The following is a 16,035-nucleotide window of genomic DNA, read 5'->3' on the forward strand; positions in this document are numbered from 1 at the left end:
GCTGAGCGCCGATGCTGGCGCAGCTCTCGATTCGCGACATCGTCCTGATCGACAGGCTCGATCTCGGCTTCCATGAGGGGCTGAGCGTGCTCACCGGCGAGACCGGCGCGGGCAAGTCGATCCTGCTCGACGGTTTCGCGCTGGCGCTCGGCGGGCGCGGCGACGGCTCGCTCGTGCGCCATGGCGAGGCTCAAGGCCAGGTCAGCGCCGTGTTCGACCTGCCGATGACCCATCCCGCCCGCAAGCTCGCGCAGGCGCAGGAAATCGACACCGATGGCGATCTCATCCTGCGCCGCGTGCAATATGCCGATGGCCGTACCCGCGCCTTCATCAACGACCAGCCGGTCTCGGTGCAGATCCTGCGCATGGTCGGCGCCGCGATCGTCGAGATCCACGGCCAGCATGACGACCGCGCCCTGACCGATCCGGCGCAGCACCGCACGATCCTCGACGGTTTCGGCGGGCTGGAAGCGCAGGCCGAAGCTGTCGCCGGCGCGAGCGAGACGTTGAAGCGGGCGCGGCAGGCCCTGCAATCGCAGCGACTGCGCGTGGAAGCCGCGCGCAAGGAGGCGGATTTCCTGCGCCATGCCGTGGAGGAGCTCGGCAAGCTCGCGCCGCGGGTGGGTGAGGAGGACGCGCTTGCCGCAACCCGCCAGGGCATGATGCAGGCGGAGAAGGTCGCGCGCGATCTGAGCGAAGCCTATGAGGCCGTCGGCGGCCAATCCTCCGCCGTGCCGACGCTCGCCGCCGTACTGCGCCGGCTGGAGCGCCGGGCAAGTCAGGCCCCGGAGCTGGTCGATCCCTCGATCGCGGCGCTCAACACTGCAATCGTCGCGCTGGAAGAGGCAGGCGAGGCGCTGGCCGCCGCAATGCGCGCGGCCGAATATGATCCGCGGGAGCAGGAGCGCATCGAGGAGCGTCTGTTCGCGCTCAGGGCCGCCGGGCGCAAATACGATGTGCCGGTCGATGGCTTGTCAGTCCTGGCGGCGACGATGGCGAGCGATCTTGCCGCGTTGGACGAGAGCGAATCCTCGCTCTCCCGACTCGAAAAGGAATTGAACGAGGCCGAGGCTGCCTTCGTTGGATTGGCGCAGGCCCTGTCGCAGGCTCGCCAGGCGGCTGCGGCGCGGCTCGATGCGGCCGTGAAGGCCGAGTTGCCGCCGCTCAAGCTTGAGCGGGCGCGCTTCATCACACGGATCGATAGCGACGAGAACGCACGCGGGCCGGAAGGCTTCGACAAGGTCGAATTCTGGGTCGAGACCAACCCCGGTACCCGGCCGGGGCCGATGATGAAGGTCGCGTCCGGCGGCGAGCTCTCGCGCTTCATGCTGGCGCTCAAGGTCGTTCTGGCCGAGCGCGGCTCGGCACCGACCCTGGTCTTCGACGAGATCGATACCGGCGTCGGCGGCGCGGTGGCCGATGCGATCGGCGAACGGCTGGCGCGGCTCGCGGGCCAGGTTCAGGTGATTTCGGTCACTCATGCGCCGCAGGTCGCGGCCAAGGCCGGGCAGCATTTCCTGATCGCCAAATCGGCGGGGGAGGGCGAGGCCTCGCGCACCGTGACGCGGGTCACGGCGCTCGAGGATCAGGCGCGGCGCGAGGAGATCGCGCGGATGCTGGCCGGTGCCTCGATCACCGAGGAGGCGCGCGCTGCGGCCGGGCGTCTGCTGCAGGCGGCGGGCCTGCGCGGCTGAAGGCCTCAGGACGGCTGCAATTCGTAGCCTGCGCCTTTCTTGAGTACGCGCCTGAAACCCTCGACATGGCCGCCCGAGACGAGCCAGTTCTCATGCGCGGCGCGTTCCAGGATGCCGCGGCGGGAAGCCAGCGCGGTCGCGGCGTCGAAATCGTAGACGAAGCCGATATCGGGGTCGGAAGCCTGGAGATCGGAGAGATGCAGCGCATCGCCCCAGAGCAGCAGGCTCTCGTCCTTGCCCTCGATCAGGTAGCCGCTATGGCCGAAGGTATGGCCGGGCAGAGAGATCAACGAGATGCCGGGCCGCGCCTCGCCAGCCGGGACGGCGCGGACGCGGCCGGCATAGTGTTTCTTCAGCGTTGCGGTGATGGCGAAGGCGCCCTGTTTCTTCTCCGGCACCCGTGCGCGGTTGGCTTCGTCGCCATAGAACCCGAAATCGGCCTCGGGCACGATGATCTCGGCATTCGGGAAAAAGGGCTTGTCGCCGTCGAACAGGCCGAGCGCGTGGTCGCCATGGAGATGCGTGATCAGGACATGGGTGACATCCTTCGGCGCGATGCCCGCGGCTGCCATGGCGGCGGGCGCATGGCCCATCGCCGTGCCCCAGGACGGGCCGGTGCCGGCATCGATCAACGTGATCCCGTCCGGCCCCTTCAGGGCGAAGCAGTTCACGGTGATGCTGATCTTCGGCTTACCCCAGCGCGCGACCGCCTCGTCGCGAGCGGCCTCGCCATCGGCGTGGATGAGGACATCGAGAGGCGCCTCGAAGACGCCGTCATGCAGGACCTGGATCTCGTAGGCGCCGATGCGGCGGGAATGCTGGACCATGGCCGTTCTCCGCTTCGGCATCAGCCGTCATTGCGAGGAGCAAAGCGACGAAGCAATCCAGGGAGGACAGGGTGAGACGTTGAGCCCGGTCCTCCCTGGATTGCTTCGCTGCGCTCGCAATGACGGTTAGCGGCGTCGCCGGGCTGGTGGCAAGGCGCGTCCGGCCCGGCTCAGCCCTGCGCGGGGCGCGGGAATGCCGCATTTCCTTTTGTATCGCTTTGCTTTATGAGCTGCCGTCATCCGATGGTGCAGCTGCCCGTTAGATCGCCATGCGTCCTCCCGGACGCCGGGGGAGCGATCTGATTATTTGTTTTGGCATCGGATTTTCCGAAAAGTGAATTCCACTTTTCGGTCCGATTATCTAGTGCCGCCTGAACCCATCGCCCACGCTTCGCGCCGTTCCTTCATCTTACGCCGCAACCTTTAGGCCCATATCGCATGTCCTTTTCTCTCACGAGCCCGCCGCTCGCGCGCGCGCTCGCCGATCGCAATTATTCCGACCCGACGCCGGTGCAGAGCGCCGTCCTCGAAGACGCCGCTCGCGGGCGCGACCTCTTGGTCTCCTCGCAGACCGGCTCCGGCAAGACCATCGCCTACGGACTGGCCATCGGCGAGACCTTGCTGGGCACCGCCGAGAAGCTCGGCCCCGCGGCTGAGCCGCTGGCGCTGATCATCGCGCCGACGCGCGAACTCGCCTTGCAGGTGCAGCGCGAACTCGCCTGGCTCTATGCCCAGACTGGCGCGCGGGTGATCTCCTGCGTCGGCGGCATGGACCCGCGCCGCGAGGCGATGCTGCTCGACGAGGGCGCGCATATCGTCGTCGGCACGCCCGGCCGGCTGCGCGATCATATCGAGCGCCGCCGCCTGGACGTCTCCGCGCTCAAGGCGGTCGTCCTCGACGAGGCCGACGAGATGCTCGATCTCGGCTTCCGTGACGATCTCGAATTCATCCTGAAGACGGCCCCCGAGAGCCGCCGCAGCCTGCTGTTCTCCGCGACCTTCCCGAAGGCGATCGTCCAGCTCGCGCAGAGCTACCAGCGCGACGCTCTGCGCATCGAGGTGGAAGCGACCCGGCGCGGCCATGCCGATATCGCCTACAAGGCCGTGCGGGTCTTCCCGAAGGAGGCCGAGCTCGCGGTCGTCAACCTGCTGCGCTTCCATGATGCGCCGGTGGCGCTGGTCTTCTGCAACACCCGCAACGCCGTGCGCCATCTCGAGGCGATCCTGCTGGAGCGCGGCTTCACCTCCGTCGCGCTCTCGGGCGAACTCGGCCAGAACGAACGCAACGCCGCACTCCAGGCGCTACGCGATGGCCGGGCGCGGGTCTGCGTCGCGACCGACGTTGCCGCACGCGGCATCGATCTGCCGGGGCTCGACCTCGTCATCCACGCGGAACTGCCGAACGATTCCGAGGTGATGCAGCATCGCTCGGGCCGCACCGGCCGCGCCGGCAACAAGGGCACGAGCGTGCTGTTGGTGCCGCAGTCGCGCCGGCGCAAGGCCGAGCGCCTGCTGATGGAAGCCAAGGTCGAGGCCGAGTGGATCGGCCCGCCGACGGAGGAGGAGATCCGGGTCCTCGACCAGGAGCGCCTGCTCTCCGATCCGCTGCTCAACGGCGATGGGGCCGAGGACGATGCCGGCATGATCGATGCCCTCATGGCCGGGCGCGAGGCGCGCGATATCGCCGCCGCATTGGTGCGACTCTATCGCGCCCGTTTGCCGGCGGCGGAAGAGGTCGGCGATCCCGGTTTCGGCCGCGACGAGCGCCGCCCGGTCCGGACGAACGAAGACTATGCCGCCAAGCGCCGTCCGTTCGGCGCGGGACGTGACGAGGGCGAGGATGGCGAGCGTCCGCGCAAGCCCGCCGGGCCGCGTGGCGACACCGTCTGGTTCCGTCTCGATATCGGCCGCAAGCAGGGCGCCGATCCGCGCCAGCTTCTGCCGATGCTGTGCCGCCGCGGGCGGATCACGCGCGACGAGGTTGGAGCGATCCGCATCTTCGACCGCGAGACCAAGGTCGAGATCGATGCCGATGTCGCCGAGCGCTTCTACGAGTCGGTCCGTATCCCGGATCGCGACAAGATCGTGATCGAGCCGACGACCGAGGCCGAGCGCCGCCCTGCGAAGTCCTTCTCCGATAAGGCCGAGCGTCCGGCTGCGCCGCGCCGGAGCTGGGGCGACGACCAGGCTGCCGAGGGCAGGCCGCAGCGGCCGCGCTTCCAGCCGAGGGACGGCGAGCCGCGGAGCGACGAGCGCAAGCCGTATCGCGCCGACAGCAGGTCGCCGCGCGACGACGCGCGCCCGCCACGCCGCGACGATGGCAAGCCCGGCGGTGGCGGGTTCAAGAAGCCGTATGAGGGGAAGGGTAAGCCCTTCACCGGCAAGCCTTTCGCAGGCAAGCCCGAAGGTGGGCGCCCGGCCGGCGGCAAGCCCTTCGGCAAGGGCAAGCCGCGCGGCGGCCCGCGCGGCTGAGCTTCAGCCTTTACATAAACGCGCCGTCATCCCGGACGAGCTGCAAAGCAGCGCAGATCCGGGATCTATCGTAGGGCTCTGCGCTCTGGGATGGATCCCGGGCTTGGCCCGGGATGACGGCGCTATTTCTTTGAAGATCGGTGCGCCTCAAGTCGTTGCCCGTGGGGACGCTTTCCCATTCCAATCCTTAGCGTAGGCCGAGGAAGGACAGAATGGCGAGGACGACGACGACGAGGCCGACGAGATAGATGATGTTGTTCATGAAAAGCCCCCTGACGGAATGGAGCCTCGCGGCTCGATCTGGCAGGGGGGGAACCCGGTTTACGGCTTAAAGGTTCCCGCTGGGGCTTTGGAGATGAGGCCGGCGTCATGCTCGGGCTTGACCCGAGCATCTCGGAAAGCAGCGCCTTTCGGCATGATATTCTCGGGTCGAGGCTGCACCCCACCCGAGAATGACGGTTGTGCTCTCAGCCGACGACCTTGCGGTAGAGATGCCAGGTGGCATGGCCGAGCACCGGCATGACCACGACCAGGCCGACCAGTACCGGCAGGCAGCCGAGCACCAGCAATCCGGTCACCATCAGGCCCCAATACATCATCACGCGCGGATTCGCCTCGACGGCGGCGATCGAGGTGCGGATCGCTGTCGGCGCATCGACATGCCGGTCGATGATCAGCGGGAAAGACACCACCGAGATCGAGAAGGCGAGGATCGCCAGCAACAGCCCGACCGCGTTGCCGATCACCATCATGATCCAGCCATCGGCGGTGGTGAACAACGCCCGCAGGAAATCGGTGGTCGAGACATCGGCCGGCAGGCCGAGGATGCCGCGATAGAGGAACCACGCGATGAAGAGCCAGGCGAGGAAAAGCCCGGTCAGCATGCCGCCGAGCAGGATGATCTGCTTGATCGAGGGCGAGCGGAGCACCTCGAAAGCGTGGACCCAGGACGAATCCAAGCCTTTCTCGCGCCGGCGGCTGACCTCGTAAAGCCCGATCGCGGCGAAGGGGCCGATCAGCGCGAAACCGCTGAGCAGCGGGAAGAGCAGGGGGAAGATGTTGTAGCTCACGGTGAGCTGTGCCAGCAGGATGCCGGCGATGGGATAGATCACGGCGATGAACACAAGATGGCTCGGCTGCGCCAGAAAGTCTTCCCAGCCGCGTCGCAGCGCCTCGGTCAGGTCGTGCGTGGTGATGGTCCTGACGCGCGGCTGCGAGATCGAAACAATGTCATGGACGGTGCCGTCGAGATTGGCCATGGCGTAACTCCCGGTTCCGGCCCGGTTCGCCAGCAGCTGTCGACATGAACCTTGGCGTCAACAGCCTGCGGCGTCGAGCTTCCAATTCTCAGCCCCGAAACTATACGCGCGAACGCCGGATTTGTCGCAGGCTTTCGCGCGGATGTGAGCGGCCTGCGAGGCATGGCCCTCGTCCTGAGCCGCAGCCGAAGCGTCGGTTCCTGCCCTTCCTCGTCATGACCATCTCGCCTAATGCTGTGCCATGAGCGACGCTGAAGATTCCGCCCCCTCCGAAACGCCGATCGCCGCGCTGACGCCGCGCAAGGCGAAGGCCGAGCACAAACTGCTCGCGGCCGAGGTGCAGGCTGCGAACGACGCCTATTTCCAGGACGATCAGCCGATCATGGACGACGCGGCCTATGACGCGAAGCGTCGCCGGCTCGTCGCGTTGGAAGAGGCCTTTCCCGCGCTGAAGCAGGAGAGCGATGTCAGCGCCAAGGTCGGCGCCAGGCCTTCCGGCAAGTTCGCCAAGATCCGGCATCGCGTGCCGATGCTCTCGCTCGACAATGCCTTCTCGGACGAGGCTGTCGCCGAGTTCGCGGCCCGCGTCTATCGCTTCCTCGGACGGAAGGAGGAGGAGGGCGGTATCGCCTTCACGGCCGAGCCCAAGATCGACGGGCTCTCGCTCTCGCTGCGCTACGAGAAGGGCGAATTGGTCGCGGCCGCGACGCGTGGCGATGGCGAGGAGGGCGAGGATGTCACGCTCAACGCCCGCACGATCTCCGAAATCCCCGGGCGGCTTGCCGGGCCGGATGTGCCTGAGATCGCCGAGGTGCGCGGCGAGGTTTATCTCGGCCATGCCGATTTCGCCGGGATCAACGAGCGCCAGCGCGAGAAGGGGCTGCCGGAATTCGCCAATCCGCGCAATGCTGCGGCGGGCTCGCTGCGCCAGCTCGATGTCAGCGTCACCGCCGCGCGGCCGCTGCGTTTCTTCGCTTATGCCTGGGGCGAGATGCCGGTGCTGCCGGCGCCGACGCAGTTTGGCGTCGTCGAGGCGTTCAGGCGCTGGGGCTTCCGCACCAATCCGTTGATGAAGCGCTGCGAGAGCGTGGCGGAATTGATTGCGCAGTACCGCCTGATCGAGAGCCAGCGCGCCACGCTCGGCTACGATATCGACGGCGTGGTCTACAAGGTCGACGATCTCGCGCTGCAGGCCCGGCTTGGCTTCGTCTCGCGGGCGCCGCGCTGGGCGATCGCGCACAAGTTTCCGGCCGAGCTGGCGACGACCGTGCTGGAGGCGATCGACATCCAGGTCGGGCGCACGGGCGCGCTTTCGCCGGTGGCGCGATTGAAGCCGGTCACGGTCGGCGGCGTCGTCGTGACCAATGCGACGCTGCATAACGAGGACTATATCCGCGGCTTCGATTCCAAGGGGCTACCGATCCGCGACGGCACCGATATCCGCATCGGCGACACCGTCACGGTGAAGCGGGCGGGCGACGTTATTCCGCGCGTCGAGGCGGTCGATCTCGCCAAGCGGCCGGCAGATTCGAAGCCCTACGAGTTCCCGACGCTGTGCCCGGCCTGCGGCAGCCATGCGACGCGCGAACTTAATCCGCGCAGCGGCAAGGAAGATGCCATACGCCGTTGCACCGGCGGGCTAATCTGCCCGGCGCAGACGGTCGAGCGGCTCAAGCATTTCGTCTCGCGCGACGCGCTGGATATCGACGGGCTCGGCGACAAGCAGATCGAGTTCTTCCACAGCGATCCGGAGCTTCCCGTGAGGGAACCGGCCGATATCTTCACGCTCGCCAAGCGCGATGCGGCGAACCTCAAGAAGCTCAAGGACAAGGAAGGCTTCGGCGCCGTCAGCGCCAGGAAGCTGTTCGATGCAATCGAGGACCGGCGCAGCCCGCCGCTCAACCGCTTCATCTTCGGGCTGGGCATCCGCCATATCGGCGAGACCACGGCGCGCCTGCTGGCGCGGCATTATGGTTCGTTCGAGGCGCTCAGGGCTGCCGGTATCGCTGCGGCCGACGAGGCCTCGCCCGAGCGGCAGGAACTCGACGCCATCGACAGCGTCGGGCCGACCGTGGTCGAGGCTCTCATCGCGTTTTTCGGCGAGCCGCATAATGAGGAACTGCTCGACCGCTTGCTGGTGCAGGTCTCGCCGCAGCCATTGGAGGCGGTTGCCGCAGCCAGCCCCGTCGCCGGCAAGATCGTGGTCTTCACCGGCGCGCTGGAGCGGATGACCCGCGATGAGGCCAAGGCGATGGCCGAGCGGCTCGGCGCCAAGGTCGCAGGCTCGGTCTCGTCGAAGACGGATCTGCTCGTGGCCGGGCCGGGCGCCGGCTCCAAGCTCAAGGATGCGGCCAAGCACGGCGTCGAGGTGATCGACGAGGCCGGCTGGTTCGACCTCGTCGGGGCGGGTGCTGCGGGATGAGCGCTTGTTCCGGGCCGTGATTTTCGGCCCGGAACCCATCTTTCTATGCGGCGGCCACCCGGCCGCGCCCCCTGAGCCAGTCGCGCGTCCAGGAGAAAACCGGCCAGAGCAGCGCCGCGAAGGTCATCGCCGCCAGCACGGATGAGACCGGCCGGTCGAAGAAGGGCAGCACGGAGCCGTCCGACTTGATCAGCGAGGTCACGAAGTTCTGTTCCACCATCGTGCCCATGACGATGCCGAGCACCATCGCCGCGACCGGATAGCCGTTCTTCTCCATCACGAAGCCGAACAGACCGAAGAAGGCGACGCACCAGACCGCGAACAGGTTGTTGCCCGCCGTCGCGAAGGCGCCGACCGCGCAGAAGATCATGATCACCGGCATCACCGCCGAACGCGGCGCGCCGACGACCTTGCTCGCCAGCCGGATCATGATGATGCCGAAGGGGATCATGATGATGTTGCCGAGGATGAAGATGATATAGAGCGCGTACATGCTCTCGGCCTGGCTGGTGAACAGCGTCGGCCCGGGGTTTAGCCCCTTCATGTAGAGCACGCCGATGGCGATGGCGGTGATCGTGTCGCCGGGGATGCCGAAGAGCAGCGCCGGCACCCAGCCCGAGGCGAGCGAGGCGTTGTTGGAGGCGCCGGCCTCGATCAGACCTTCCGGATGGCCGGTGCCGAATTTCTCGGGCGTCTTCGAGAAGCGCTTGGCCATGGCGTAGCTGACCCAGGCCGCCATGTCGGCGCCGGCGCCCGGCAGCACGCCGATGATGATGCCGACGATGTTCCCGCGCGTCTGCTGCTTCGGATATTCCTTGGTGAGCTTCCACTGCCCCTTAAGGATCGAACCGAGCTTGCGGTTCTCGATCTTCGGCGGATCCTTCTCGGTCAGCGAGCGCATCACCTCGGCCAGCGCGAAGACGCCGACCAGTGCCGGGATCACCTCGATGCCGCCCAGGAGATCGGTCGAGCCGAAGGTGAAGCGCGGCACGCCGCCGGGGTTGTCGATGCCGATGCAGGTGATCAGCAGGCCGAGCAGCATCGCCGCGATCGCCTTGATCGGCGAGGAGCGCGCCACCAGCGTCGAGCACATCAGGCCGAGCATGGCGAGCCAGAAATTCTCGTAGGTCGAGAAGGACAGGGCCATCTCGGCCAGAAGCGGCGCGATCAGCATCAGCGAGAGCGTGCCGGCGATGCCGCCCAGCGCCGAGAACCACAGGCAGATGCCGAGCGCCGTCTCCGCCTGGCCCTTGCGCGTCATCGCATAGGCTTCGTCAGTATAGGCGGCGGAGGCCGGCGTGCCGGGGATGCGCAGCAGGCAGCCCGGAATGTCGCCGGAGAAGATCGCCATGGCGGAGGCCGTGATGATCGTCGCGATCGCCGCGATCGGCGAGAGATAGAAGGTGACCGGCACCAGAAGCGCCGTCGCCATCGTGGCGGAGAGGCCGGGCAGCGCGCCGACCGTCAGCCCGTAGAAGGCGGAGGCGACGACCGCGATCATCACATCGAATTGAAAGACGAGCCCGAAGGCCTTGATGACGGTATCCATCGTCAGGCCTCGCTCACCAGGGGAAGGGCAGGATGCCGCCGGGCAGCGGCACGCGCAGCAGCTTCAGGAAGATCAGGTTGATCATGAAGGGCGCGATGATCGCGAGCGGTACCGCAAGCTTCGGCTTCGCTCCGAAGGCGAGACTGCAAAGCAGCACCATGATCGCGGTCGTCGGCAGAAAGCCGAGCGGCTCCGAGGCCAGCGCGTAGAAGGCAAGCAAAGCTGGCGGCAGCAGGGCCAGCCAGTTGCGCCAGGCCGGCACCGGCACGAGCTCCTCCGGCGTCGCGTGACTGACCACGTCAGCCTCGGCGACCTCCTCGAAATGCCGGCCGATTCCGAAGACGATCAGGCTGCCGCAGATCACGAGCCCGGCACCGACAACCATCGGAAAGGCGGAGGGGCCGACCTGCTGACCCGGTACGGGCGGCAATTTCGAGCCGTAGAAGAAGGCGACGGCTCCAAGCGCGGCGATGGCGGAGCCGGAAATACGATCTGACAACAACATGCTGGAGCGTCTCGCAACTCGCGCTTTCAGGCATTTGCACGGAACCACGCGGTCATCCCGGGTCTCCCTTCGGTCGCCCGGGACGACTTGCGCGTGTAGCTTAGCCCTTGGCGAGCCCCGCCGCCTTCATGGCGGAGGCCATGGAGGCATCGCTTGCGGCCATGAAGGAGGCGAAGCCCGGCCCATCCGCGAACTTCATGCCGAAGCCGCGGGCGTTCATGAAGTCCTGGTAGTCCTTCGAGTCGAAGGCCTTCTTCAGTGCCGCCGTCAGCTTCGCTGCGATCTCGGGCGGCAGGTTCTTCGGTGCACCGATGCCGCGCCAGGCGCCGATCGAGTAGTTGATGCCCAGCGTCTCGTTGAGCGTCGGCACGTCCTTGAATTGCGGGTTGCGCGCGCTCGCCATGATCGCCAGCGATTTGGCCTTGCCCGCATCGATCATCGCGCGCGCTTCCGGCACCGAGCAGGTGACGATATCGATGCCGCCGGCCGCCAGATCCTGCATGCCGGGCGCGGCGCCGTTCGATGGCACCCAGGCGACATGATCCGGCTTCAGGCCCATGGCGACGAGCCAGCCGATCAGGGCGAGGTGCCAGATGCCGCCCTGGCCGGTCCCGGAGGCCTTGAGCTTGCCGGGAGGGGCGGCCTTGATCGCGTCGGCCAGCGCCTTGATGTCCTTGTAGGGACCCGACGCCGAGACCTGCACGCCCGGCGGATCCTCGTTCATCAGCGCGAGCGAGGTATAGCTCGTCGATTTCAGGTCGGTCAGGCCCTGATGGTGCATCATGGCGATCTCGACCGTCAGCATGCCGATATTGTAGCCGTCTGCCGCCGCCGTCGCGATAGCCGAATGGCCGACGACGCCGGAGCCGCCGGTGCGGTTCACGACATTGACCGGCTGGCCGAGGTCCTTCTCCAGAAGCTGGGCGACGATGCGCGCGGTCGCGTCCGTGCCGCCGCCGGCACCCCAGGGGCAGACCAGCGTGATCGGCCGTGACGGATAATTCGCCTGCGCGATGGCAGGTGCCGCGATCAAGCTCGCCGCGCCGGTCGCAGCCGCGCCCTTGAGCACAGTTCGCCTGTCGATGAAATCGGTCATTCCCCAGTTCCTCCGCTAAATCGATTTAGTGTCCGGGCGCTCCTCGCCCGCGACGGGGCTCCCTTGATGTGACAGGCGTTATCTGAGCCGATCGCGCGGCCAGTGACAACCTCTCATTTTGGTCGATGCTACAGTCCGCAGACGATGGGCTGGACCGCGCCGGAAACCCGTTCGACCACCGCGCCGGTGCTGAGTTCCTGGCTTGCCACAGCCGGCGGCAATGACACGCCGGCCTTGCCGAGCACAGCCTGAATCGCGGCCGCATCCGCGAAGGCATAGCTGCGCTGCGGTGCAACGCCGGCGATCAGGATCTTGTCGGAGGGGTTGTCGGTGACGATGCCGACGAGCCGGCCTTGTCGGTCGAAGGCTGGCGCACCTGCCTGTCCCGGCTGGAGCGGCGCGCTGAGCGCTGGCTTGCCACCGGCCTGCGCGCCCTGTCCGGGCAGTGCCAAGGCGGACCGCTTGCCGGCATCGTTCCCATAGGCGACCAGCACCAGCGCTTCGGAAGTGCCCGCCGCCTCGCTACGCAGGCCCGGCGGCTTCGCGGCACCGTTGCCTTCCAGGTCGAGCAGCACGAGCGCGCTGGCGTCGTCCTTGAGGCGCAGTTTGGCGTTGCGGGTGCCGACGCGCAAGGTTCGGCAGCCATCCACCGCGGCAGACGCGCTCAGCGCCACCCGCTCGTTGAGGGCGAGTGCCACGCCGTAGCGCTCATTGCTGCGGGCGGCAGGTGCCAACAGCGACGGCAATCCCGCGGAGGTGCCGGCAGCGGTGCCGGCGATGGCCGAAGGCTGGGCCGGAACCGGCCCGGTCGGGAAGGGCTCGAAGCTCGCGGCGATCGCAATGACCAGCTTGTCGACGGTCGGCGCCAGCGCCTTGTCATAGCCGATCGAGAAGCCGCGCAGGCCCTGTGGCCCGGCCGAAAGCCGGCGATAGAACCGCCCGGTCGGCGTTTCGCCGGTGACGACGAAGAAATCCGGTCGCAGCAGCTTGTAGGTGATCTTGCGCGGGCTGTTCGGGTTCACGGTGATCGCCTTCTCGAAGATCGCCGCCAGATCATCGCCGCCCGGCGGCGTGGTCGAGGTGTCGAGCGTCACTTTCTCGTCGGCGCTCTGCCAGCGGCTGCCGCCGGAGGGCGTCACGTCGCGCTTCGGCAGGAGCTTCTGGGGAATGCCGATCTGCACGCCGGTCTTGTCGTCGGCCAGCAGCTTGAACCCGGCCGCGTCGCGCGCCGACTGCGCCGCCTTGGCGAGCGCCGCCCGCTCGGCCGGCGGGAGCAGGCCGTCGGCCGGACCGCGCGCGCCCTTGAAGGCATTGATGGCGCGGAAGGTCAGCGGCCCATAGGAGCCAGAGACTGCGCCGTTGAACTGCCCGGCCCAGATCAGGTCGTTCTGGATCGCCTTGCGCTCGGCCTCGGGCAGGGCCTCGAAACCGGCTTGTGCTGCCGCCATCTGCTGCGAAGGGCCGGCTGTGGGGGCGGGCGCCTGTGCAAGGGCAAGTGCCGGTGCCAGCACTGCGAACGCAAGGGCGACGCTGCAAACCAGTGCGTTTCGTAAAGGGAGGAGGGGGGCGCGGGGCATCAATCTCGTCCTCGAGGGCGGGCGAAGCAACCGCATTGAGCGATAGAACGCGCCACACCGCAACCGCGTCGAAGCGCATTCCGAACTCGCAGGCCACCTTGCCATCGTTCCGGGCAGGATGCGAATGCTCGCACAAGAGCGGGCATGGCGGCTCCCGGATCGGCCGCCGGCTACTCCGCCGCTTCCGCCGCAGGCGTGAACATCGCGGCCGGCGGCGCTTCGCCTGCGGTCCGCACCTGGCTCGGCGCCAGGCCGGTGATGCGCTTGAAGGCGCGGCTGAAAGAGGCTTCCGATTCGTAGCCGAGGCGCTGCGCCACCACCGCGATCCGCAACTTGTCGCGGGCGAGCCATTGCCGGGCCTGATGCATCCGGACCTGCGCGACATAGCGGGCGGGCGTCTCGCCAACGACCTCGGCGAAGCGCTCCGCGAAGCCGGAGCGCGAGGCGCCCATCAGCTCGGCGAGGCTTTCCACCGTCCAGTCCGTCTCGGGATGGGCGTGGATCGCCGCCAGCACCTTGCCGATGGTCGGGCAGCGGGCCGCAGCGACCCAGCCCTTGGCTGCGCCGCAGCCGCGTTCGACCCAGGCGCGGATGATCGCGGCGGCCAGCACATCGGCGAGGCGGGCGAGGATGCCGCCGGCCCCGACCCGGTCCAGCATGACCTCGCGGCCCATCGCCTCCAGCAGATGCGGGACCCCCGGCTCGTCGGCGATGAAATCGCTCATCCGCATCAGGTCGGGCATCAGGCGCAGCAGCGGGTGATCGAGATCGACATTGAAGGTCATGCGGCCGGTGAAGAGCAGCATATGCGCGCCCGTGCCGCCGCCCTCGACATCGAAGATGTTGCCATAGGCCTCCAGCACTCGGCACTCGCAGGGCGGCGAGGCGACGACATCAGGCGAGCTTGCCAGGACATGGCCGCCGCCGCGCGGCAGCAGCACGGCGTCGCCATCGGCAAGTTCCAGCCACTCGCCGGCCGGCGTCTTCAGCCAGCAACCGCCGCGCGAGATGAAATGGAAATAGGCCTGATGGGTTGGTGGGAAGGCGACGCCCCAGGGCGCGGCCAGTTGGCAGCGGCTGTAATCGACGCCGTCGAGCCTCAGGCCCCGCAGCATCTCGGTCAGGTGGTCGGCGGAAGCGGCCATGGCAATCTTGGACGAACGATCATGAGATGCGGATGATATAGCATGGAAACTCCATGAGGCCACGCCCATCTTCCGGCAACCTCATGGAGAACCCCATGTCAGATTCCCTGTCTGCCACTACCCTTGAATTCGACGACAGCGCCGAGGAGGCCCGCGACAAGCCGGCCTGGGCTGCCGTCACGTCCCTGACCTTCGGCGTCTTCGGCCTCGTCACGGCCGAATTCCTGCCAGCGAGCCTGTTGACCCCGATGGCGGCCGATGTCGGCGTCTCCGTCGGCGCCGCCGGGCAGGCCGTGACCGCGACCGCGGTCGTCGGTGCTGTTGCCGGTCTCGCCGCCGCTATCGTGACGCGCGGTATCGACCGACGCGTCGTGATCTGGTCGCTGACCGGCCTGCTGATCGTTTCCAGCGTCATCGCCGCTGTCGCCACCAACCTTGCGACCCTGCTTTTCGCTCGCGTCCTGCTCGGCATCGGACTCGGCGCCTTCTGGTCGATGGTGGCGGCGACCGCGATGCGGCTCGTGCCGCCGAGCGCCTTGCCCCAGGCGATGTCGCTGATCTTCGCCGGCGTCTCCCTCGCCACGGTCAGCGCCGCGCCGATCGGGGCCTATCTCGGCAACGTGATGGGCTGGCGCTTCGTATTCTGGCTCTCGGCGCTGGTCGGCGTCGTGGCGCTCCTCATCCAGATCGCGGTGCTGCCGCGTCTGCCGGCGCGCGGTTCGCCCGATATCCGCACGCTGTTCCGGCTGCTCGGCCAGCCCAGCATCGCCCTCGTGCTTGCCGGCATCGTCGTGGTGATCTCCGGCCATTTCGCAGGCTTCACCTATGTGCGCCCGTTCCTGGAGCAGATCCCCAAGCTGTCGGTCGAGGCGATCTCGCTCGTCCTGCTGGCCTATGGCGTCGGCGGCTTCTTCGGCAATTTCGCGGGCGGGGCGATCACCGCGCGCAGCGCCAAGGCCTCGGTGATCTTCGGCGCCTTCCTGATCGCGCTGGTGGGCGTGAGCCTGCTCTTCGTCGGCGCGTCGCCGATCGCCTCGGCCATCGCGGTCGGGCTCTGGGGCTTCGCCTTCGGTGCATTGCCGGTCGGCTTCCAGACCTGGCTGGTGCGCGTCGCGCCGGAAGAGGAGGCCGAATCGGCTGGTGGGCTGATCGTCGCCGCCTTCCAGATCGCGATTGCGAGCGGCGCCGTCTTCGGCGGCCTGCTGGTCGATGGCTTCGGGACGCTCGGCGTGATCGCTTATGCCACGGTCGCGGCGCTGGTCGGCGGGGCGGGCGTGCTGCTGTTGGGTTCCAGGAGCCCGGAGCGGGTTGGCGCAGGCGCCGCTGCGCACGCCCTCTGAGGCAATGTGAGCCCTCATCCTGAGGAGCCGCGAAGCGGCGTCTCGAAGGATGCTTCAGGAGGTTCCGGAGATAGCTGGAGCGCCCTTCGAGACGGCCCTTCGGGCCTCCTCAGGACGAGGGCTGTTGACAATCAAGCCGGTCTTCCAGT

11 protein-coding genes are annotated in these 16,035 nt (G+C 67.6%); 4 read left to right on the forward strand and 7 right to left on the reverse strand.

From position 1 onward, the window contains the following. Positions 1 to 11 precede the first annotated feature (11 nt). Entirely contained in the window at positions 12 to 1,694 is a 1,683-nt protein-coding gene (gene recN / locus Q0Q02_RS04690) for a DNA repair protein RecN (RefSeq protein WP_293807368.1), read from the forward strand. A gap of 5 nt (positions 1,695 to 1,699) precedes the next feature. Here the strand turns inward: recN and Q0Q02_RS04695 are convergent, their stop codons facing one another. Then, positions 1,700 to 2,521 (reverse strand): MBL fold metallo-hydrolase, encoded by an 822-nt coding sequence (locus Q0Q02_RS04695; RefSeq protein WP_293807369.1) that lies wholly within the window; start codon positions 2,519 to 2,521, stop codon positions 1,700 to 1,702. Positions 2,522 to 2,959: 438 nt separating this feature from the next. Here Q0Q02_RS04695 and Q0Q02_RS04700 point away from each other — a divergent pair, with 438 nt between their 5' ends. Then, positions 2,960 to 4,993 carry a DEAD/DEAH box helicase gene (locus tag Q0Q02_RS04700; protein WP_293807370.1) on the forward strand — a complete coding sequence of 678 codons (2,034 nt, stop codon included), beginning with the start codon at positions 2,960 to 2,962 and terminating at the stop codon, positions 4,991 to 4,993. Positions 4,994 to 5,460: 467 nt separating this feature from the next. Here the strand turns inward: Q0Q02_RS04700 and Q0Q02_RS04705 are convergent, their stop codons facing one another. Then, complete coding sequence (locus Q0Q02_RS04705; RefSeq protein WP_293807371.1) at positions 5,461 to 6,252, reverse strand: DUF2189 domain-containing protein; 792 nt, start codon at positions 6,250 to 6,252, stop codon at positions 5,461 to 5,463. Between the two features lie 241 nt (positions 6,253 to 6,493). Here Q0Q02_RS04705 and ligA point away from each other — a divergent pair, with 241 nt between their 5' ends. Further along, positions 6,494 to 8,674, forward strand: coding sequence for an NAD-dependent DNA ligase LigA (gene ligA, locus Q0Q02_RS04710; protein ID WP_293807373.1), 2,181 nt, complete (start codon positions 6,494 to 6,496; stop codon positions 8,672 to 8,674). Between the two features lie 43 nt (positions 8,675 to 8,717). On the opposite strand, the gene Q0Q02_RS04715 is transcribed toward ligA, so the two are convergent. The 5 genes from Q0Q02_RS04715 to Q0Q02_RS04735 all read right to left on the reverse strand — a co-directional run bounded on the left by Q0Q02_RS04715 (position 8,718) and on the right by Q0Q02_RS04735 (position 14,546). After that, positions 8,718 to 10,223, reverse strand: coding sequence for a tripartite tricarboxylate transporter permease (locus Q0Q02_RS04715; protein ID WP_293807375.1), 1,506 nt, complete (start codon positions 10,221 to 10,223; stop codon positions 8,718 to 8,720). Between the two features lie 13 nt (positions 10,224 to 10,236). Next, the gene (locus Q0Q02_RS04720) at positions 10,237 to 10,728 is read right to left on the reverse strand and encodes a tripartite tricarboxylate transporter TctB family protein (protein ID WP_293807377.1); all 492 of its coding nucleotides are present in this window, start codon (positions 10,726 to 10,728) and stop codon (positions 10,237 to 10,239) included. 100 nt (positions 10,729 to 10,828) lie between these two features. Then, positions 10,829 to 11,824, reverse strand: coding sequence for a tripartite tricarboxylate transporter substrate binding protein (locus Q0Q02_RS04725; protein ID WP_293807379.1), 996 nt, complete (start codon positions 11,822 to 11,824; stop codon positions 10,829 to 10,831). A 128-nt stretch (positions 11,825 to 11,952) separates the two neighbouring features. Next, a complete protein-coding gene (locus tag Q0Q02_RS04730) occupies positions 11,953 to 13,272 on the reverse strand; it encodes a serine protease (protein ID WP_293807381.1) in 1,320 nt (439 codons plus the stop codon). A 299-nt stretch (positions 13,273 to 13,571) separates the two neighbouring features. After that, entirely contained in the window at positions 13,572 to 14,546 is a 975-nt protein-coding gene (locus Q0Q02_RS04735) for an AraC family transcriptional regulator (protein WP_293807383.1), read from the reverse strand. Positions 14,547 to 14,641: 95 nt separating this feature from the next. Between Q0Q02_RS04735 and Q0Q02_RS04740 the strand changes: the two genes are divergently transcribed. Further along, a complete protein-coding gene (locus tag Q0Q02_RS04740) occupies positions 14,642 to 15,886 on the forward strand; it encodes an MFS transporter (protein ID WP_293807385.1) in 1,245 nt (414 codons plus the stop codon). Positions 15,887 to 16,035: the final 149 nt, after the last annotated feature.

This window comes from uncultured Allobosea sp. (assembly GCF_945956895.1).
Classification (GTDB): Bacteria; Pseudomonadota; Alphaproteobacteria; order Rhizobiales; family Beijerinckiaceae; genus Allobosea.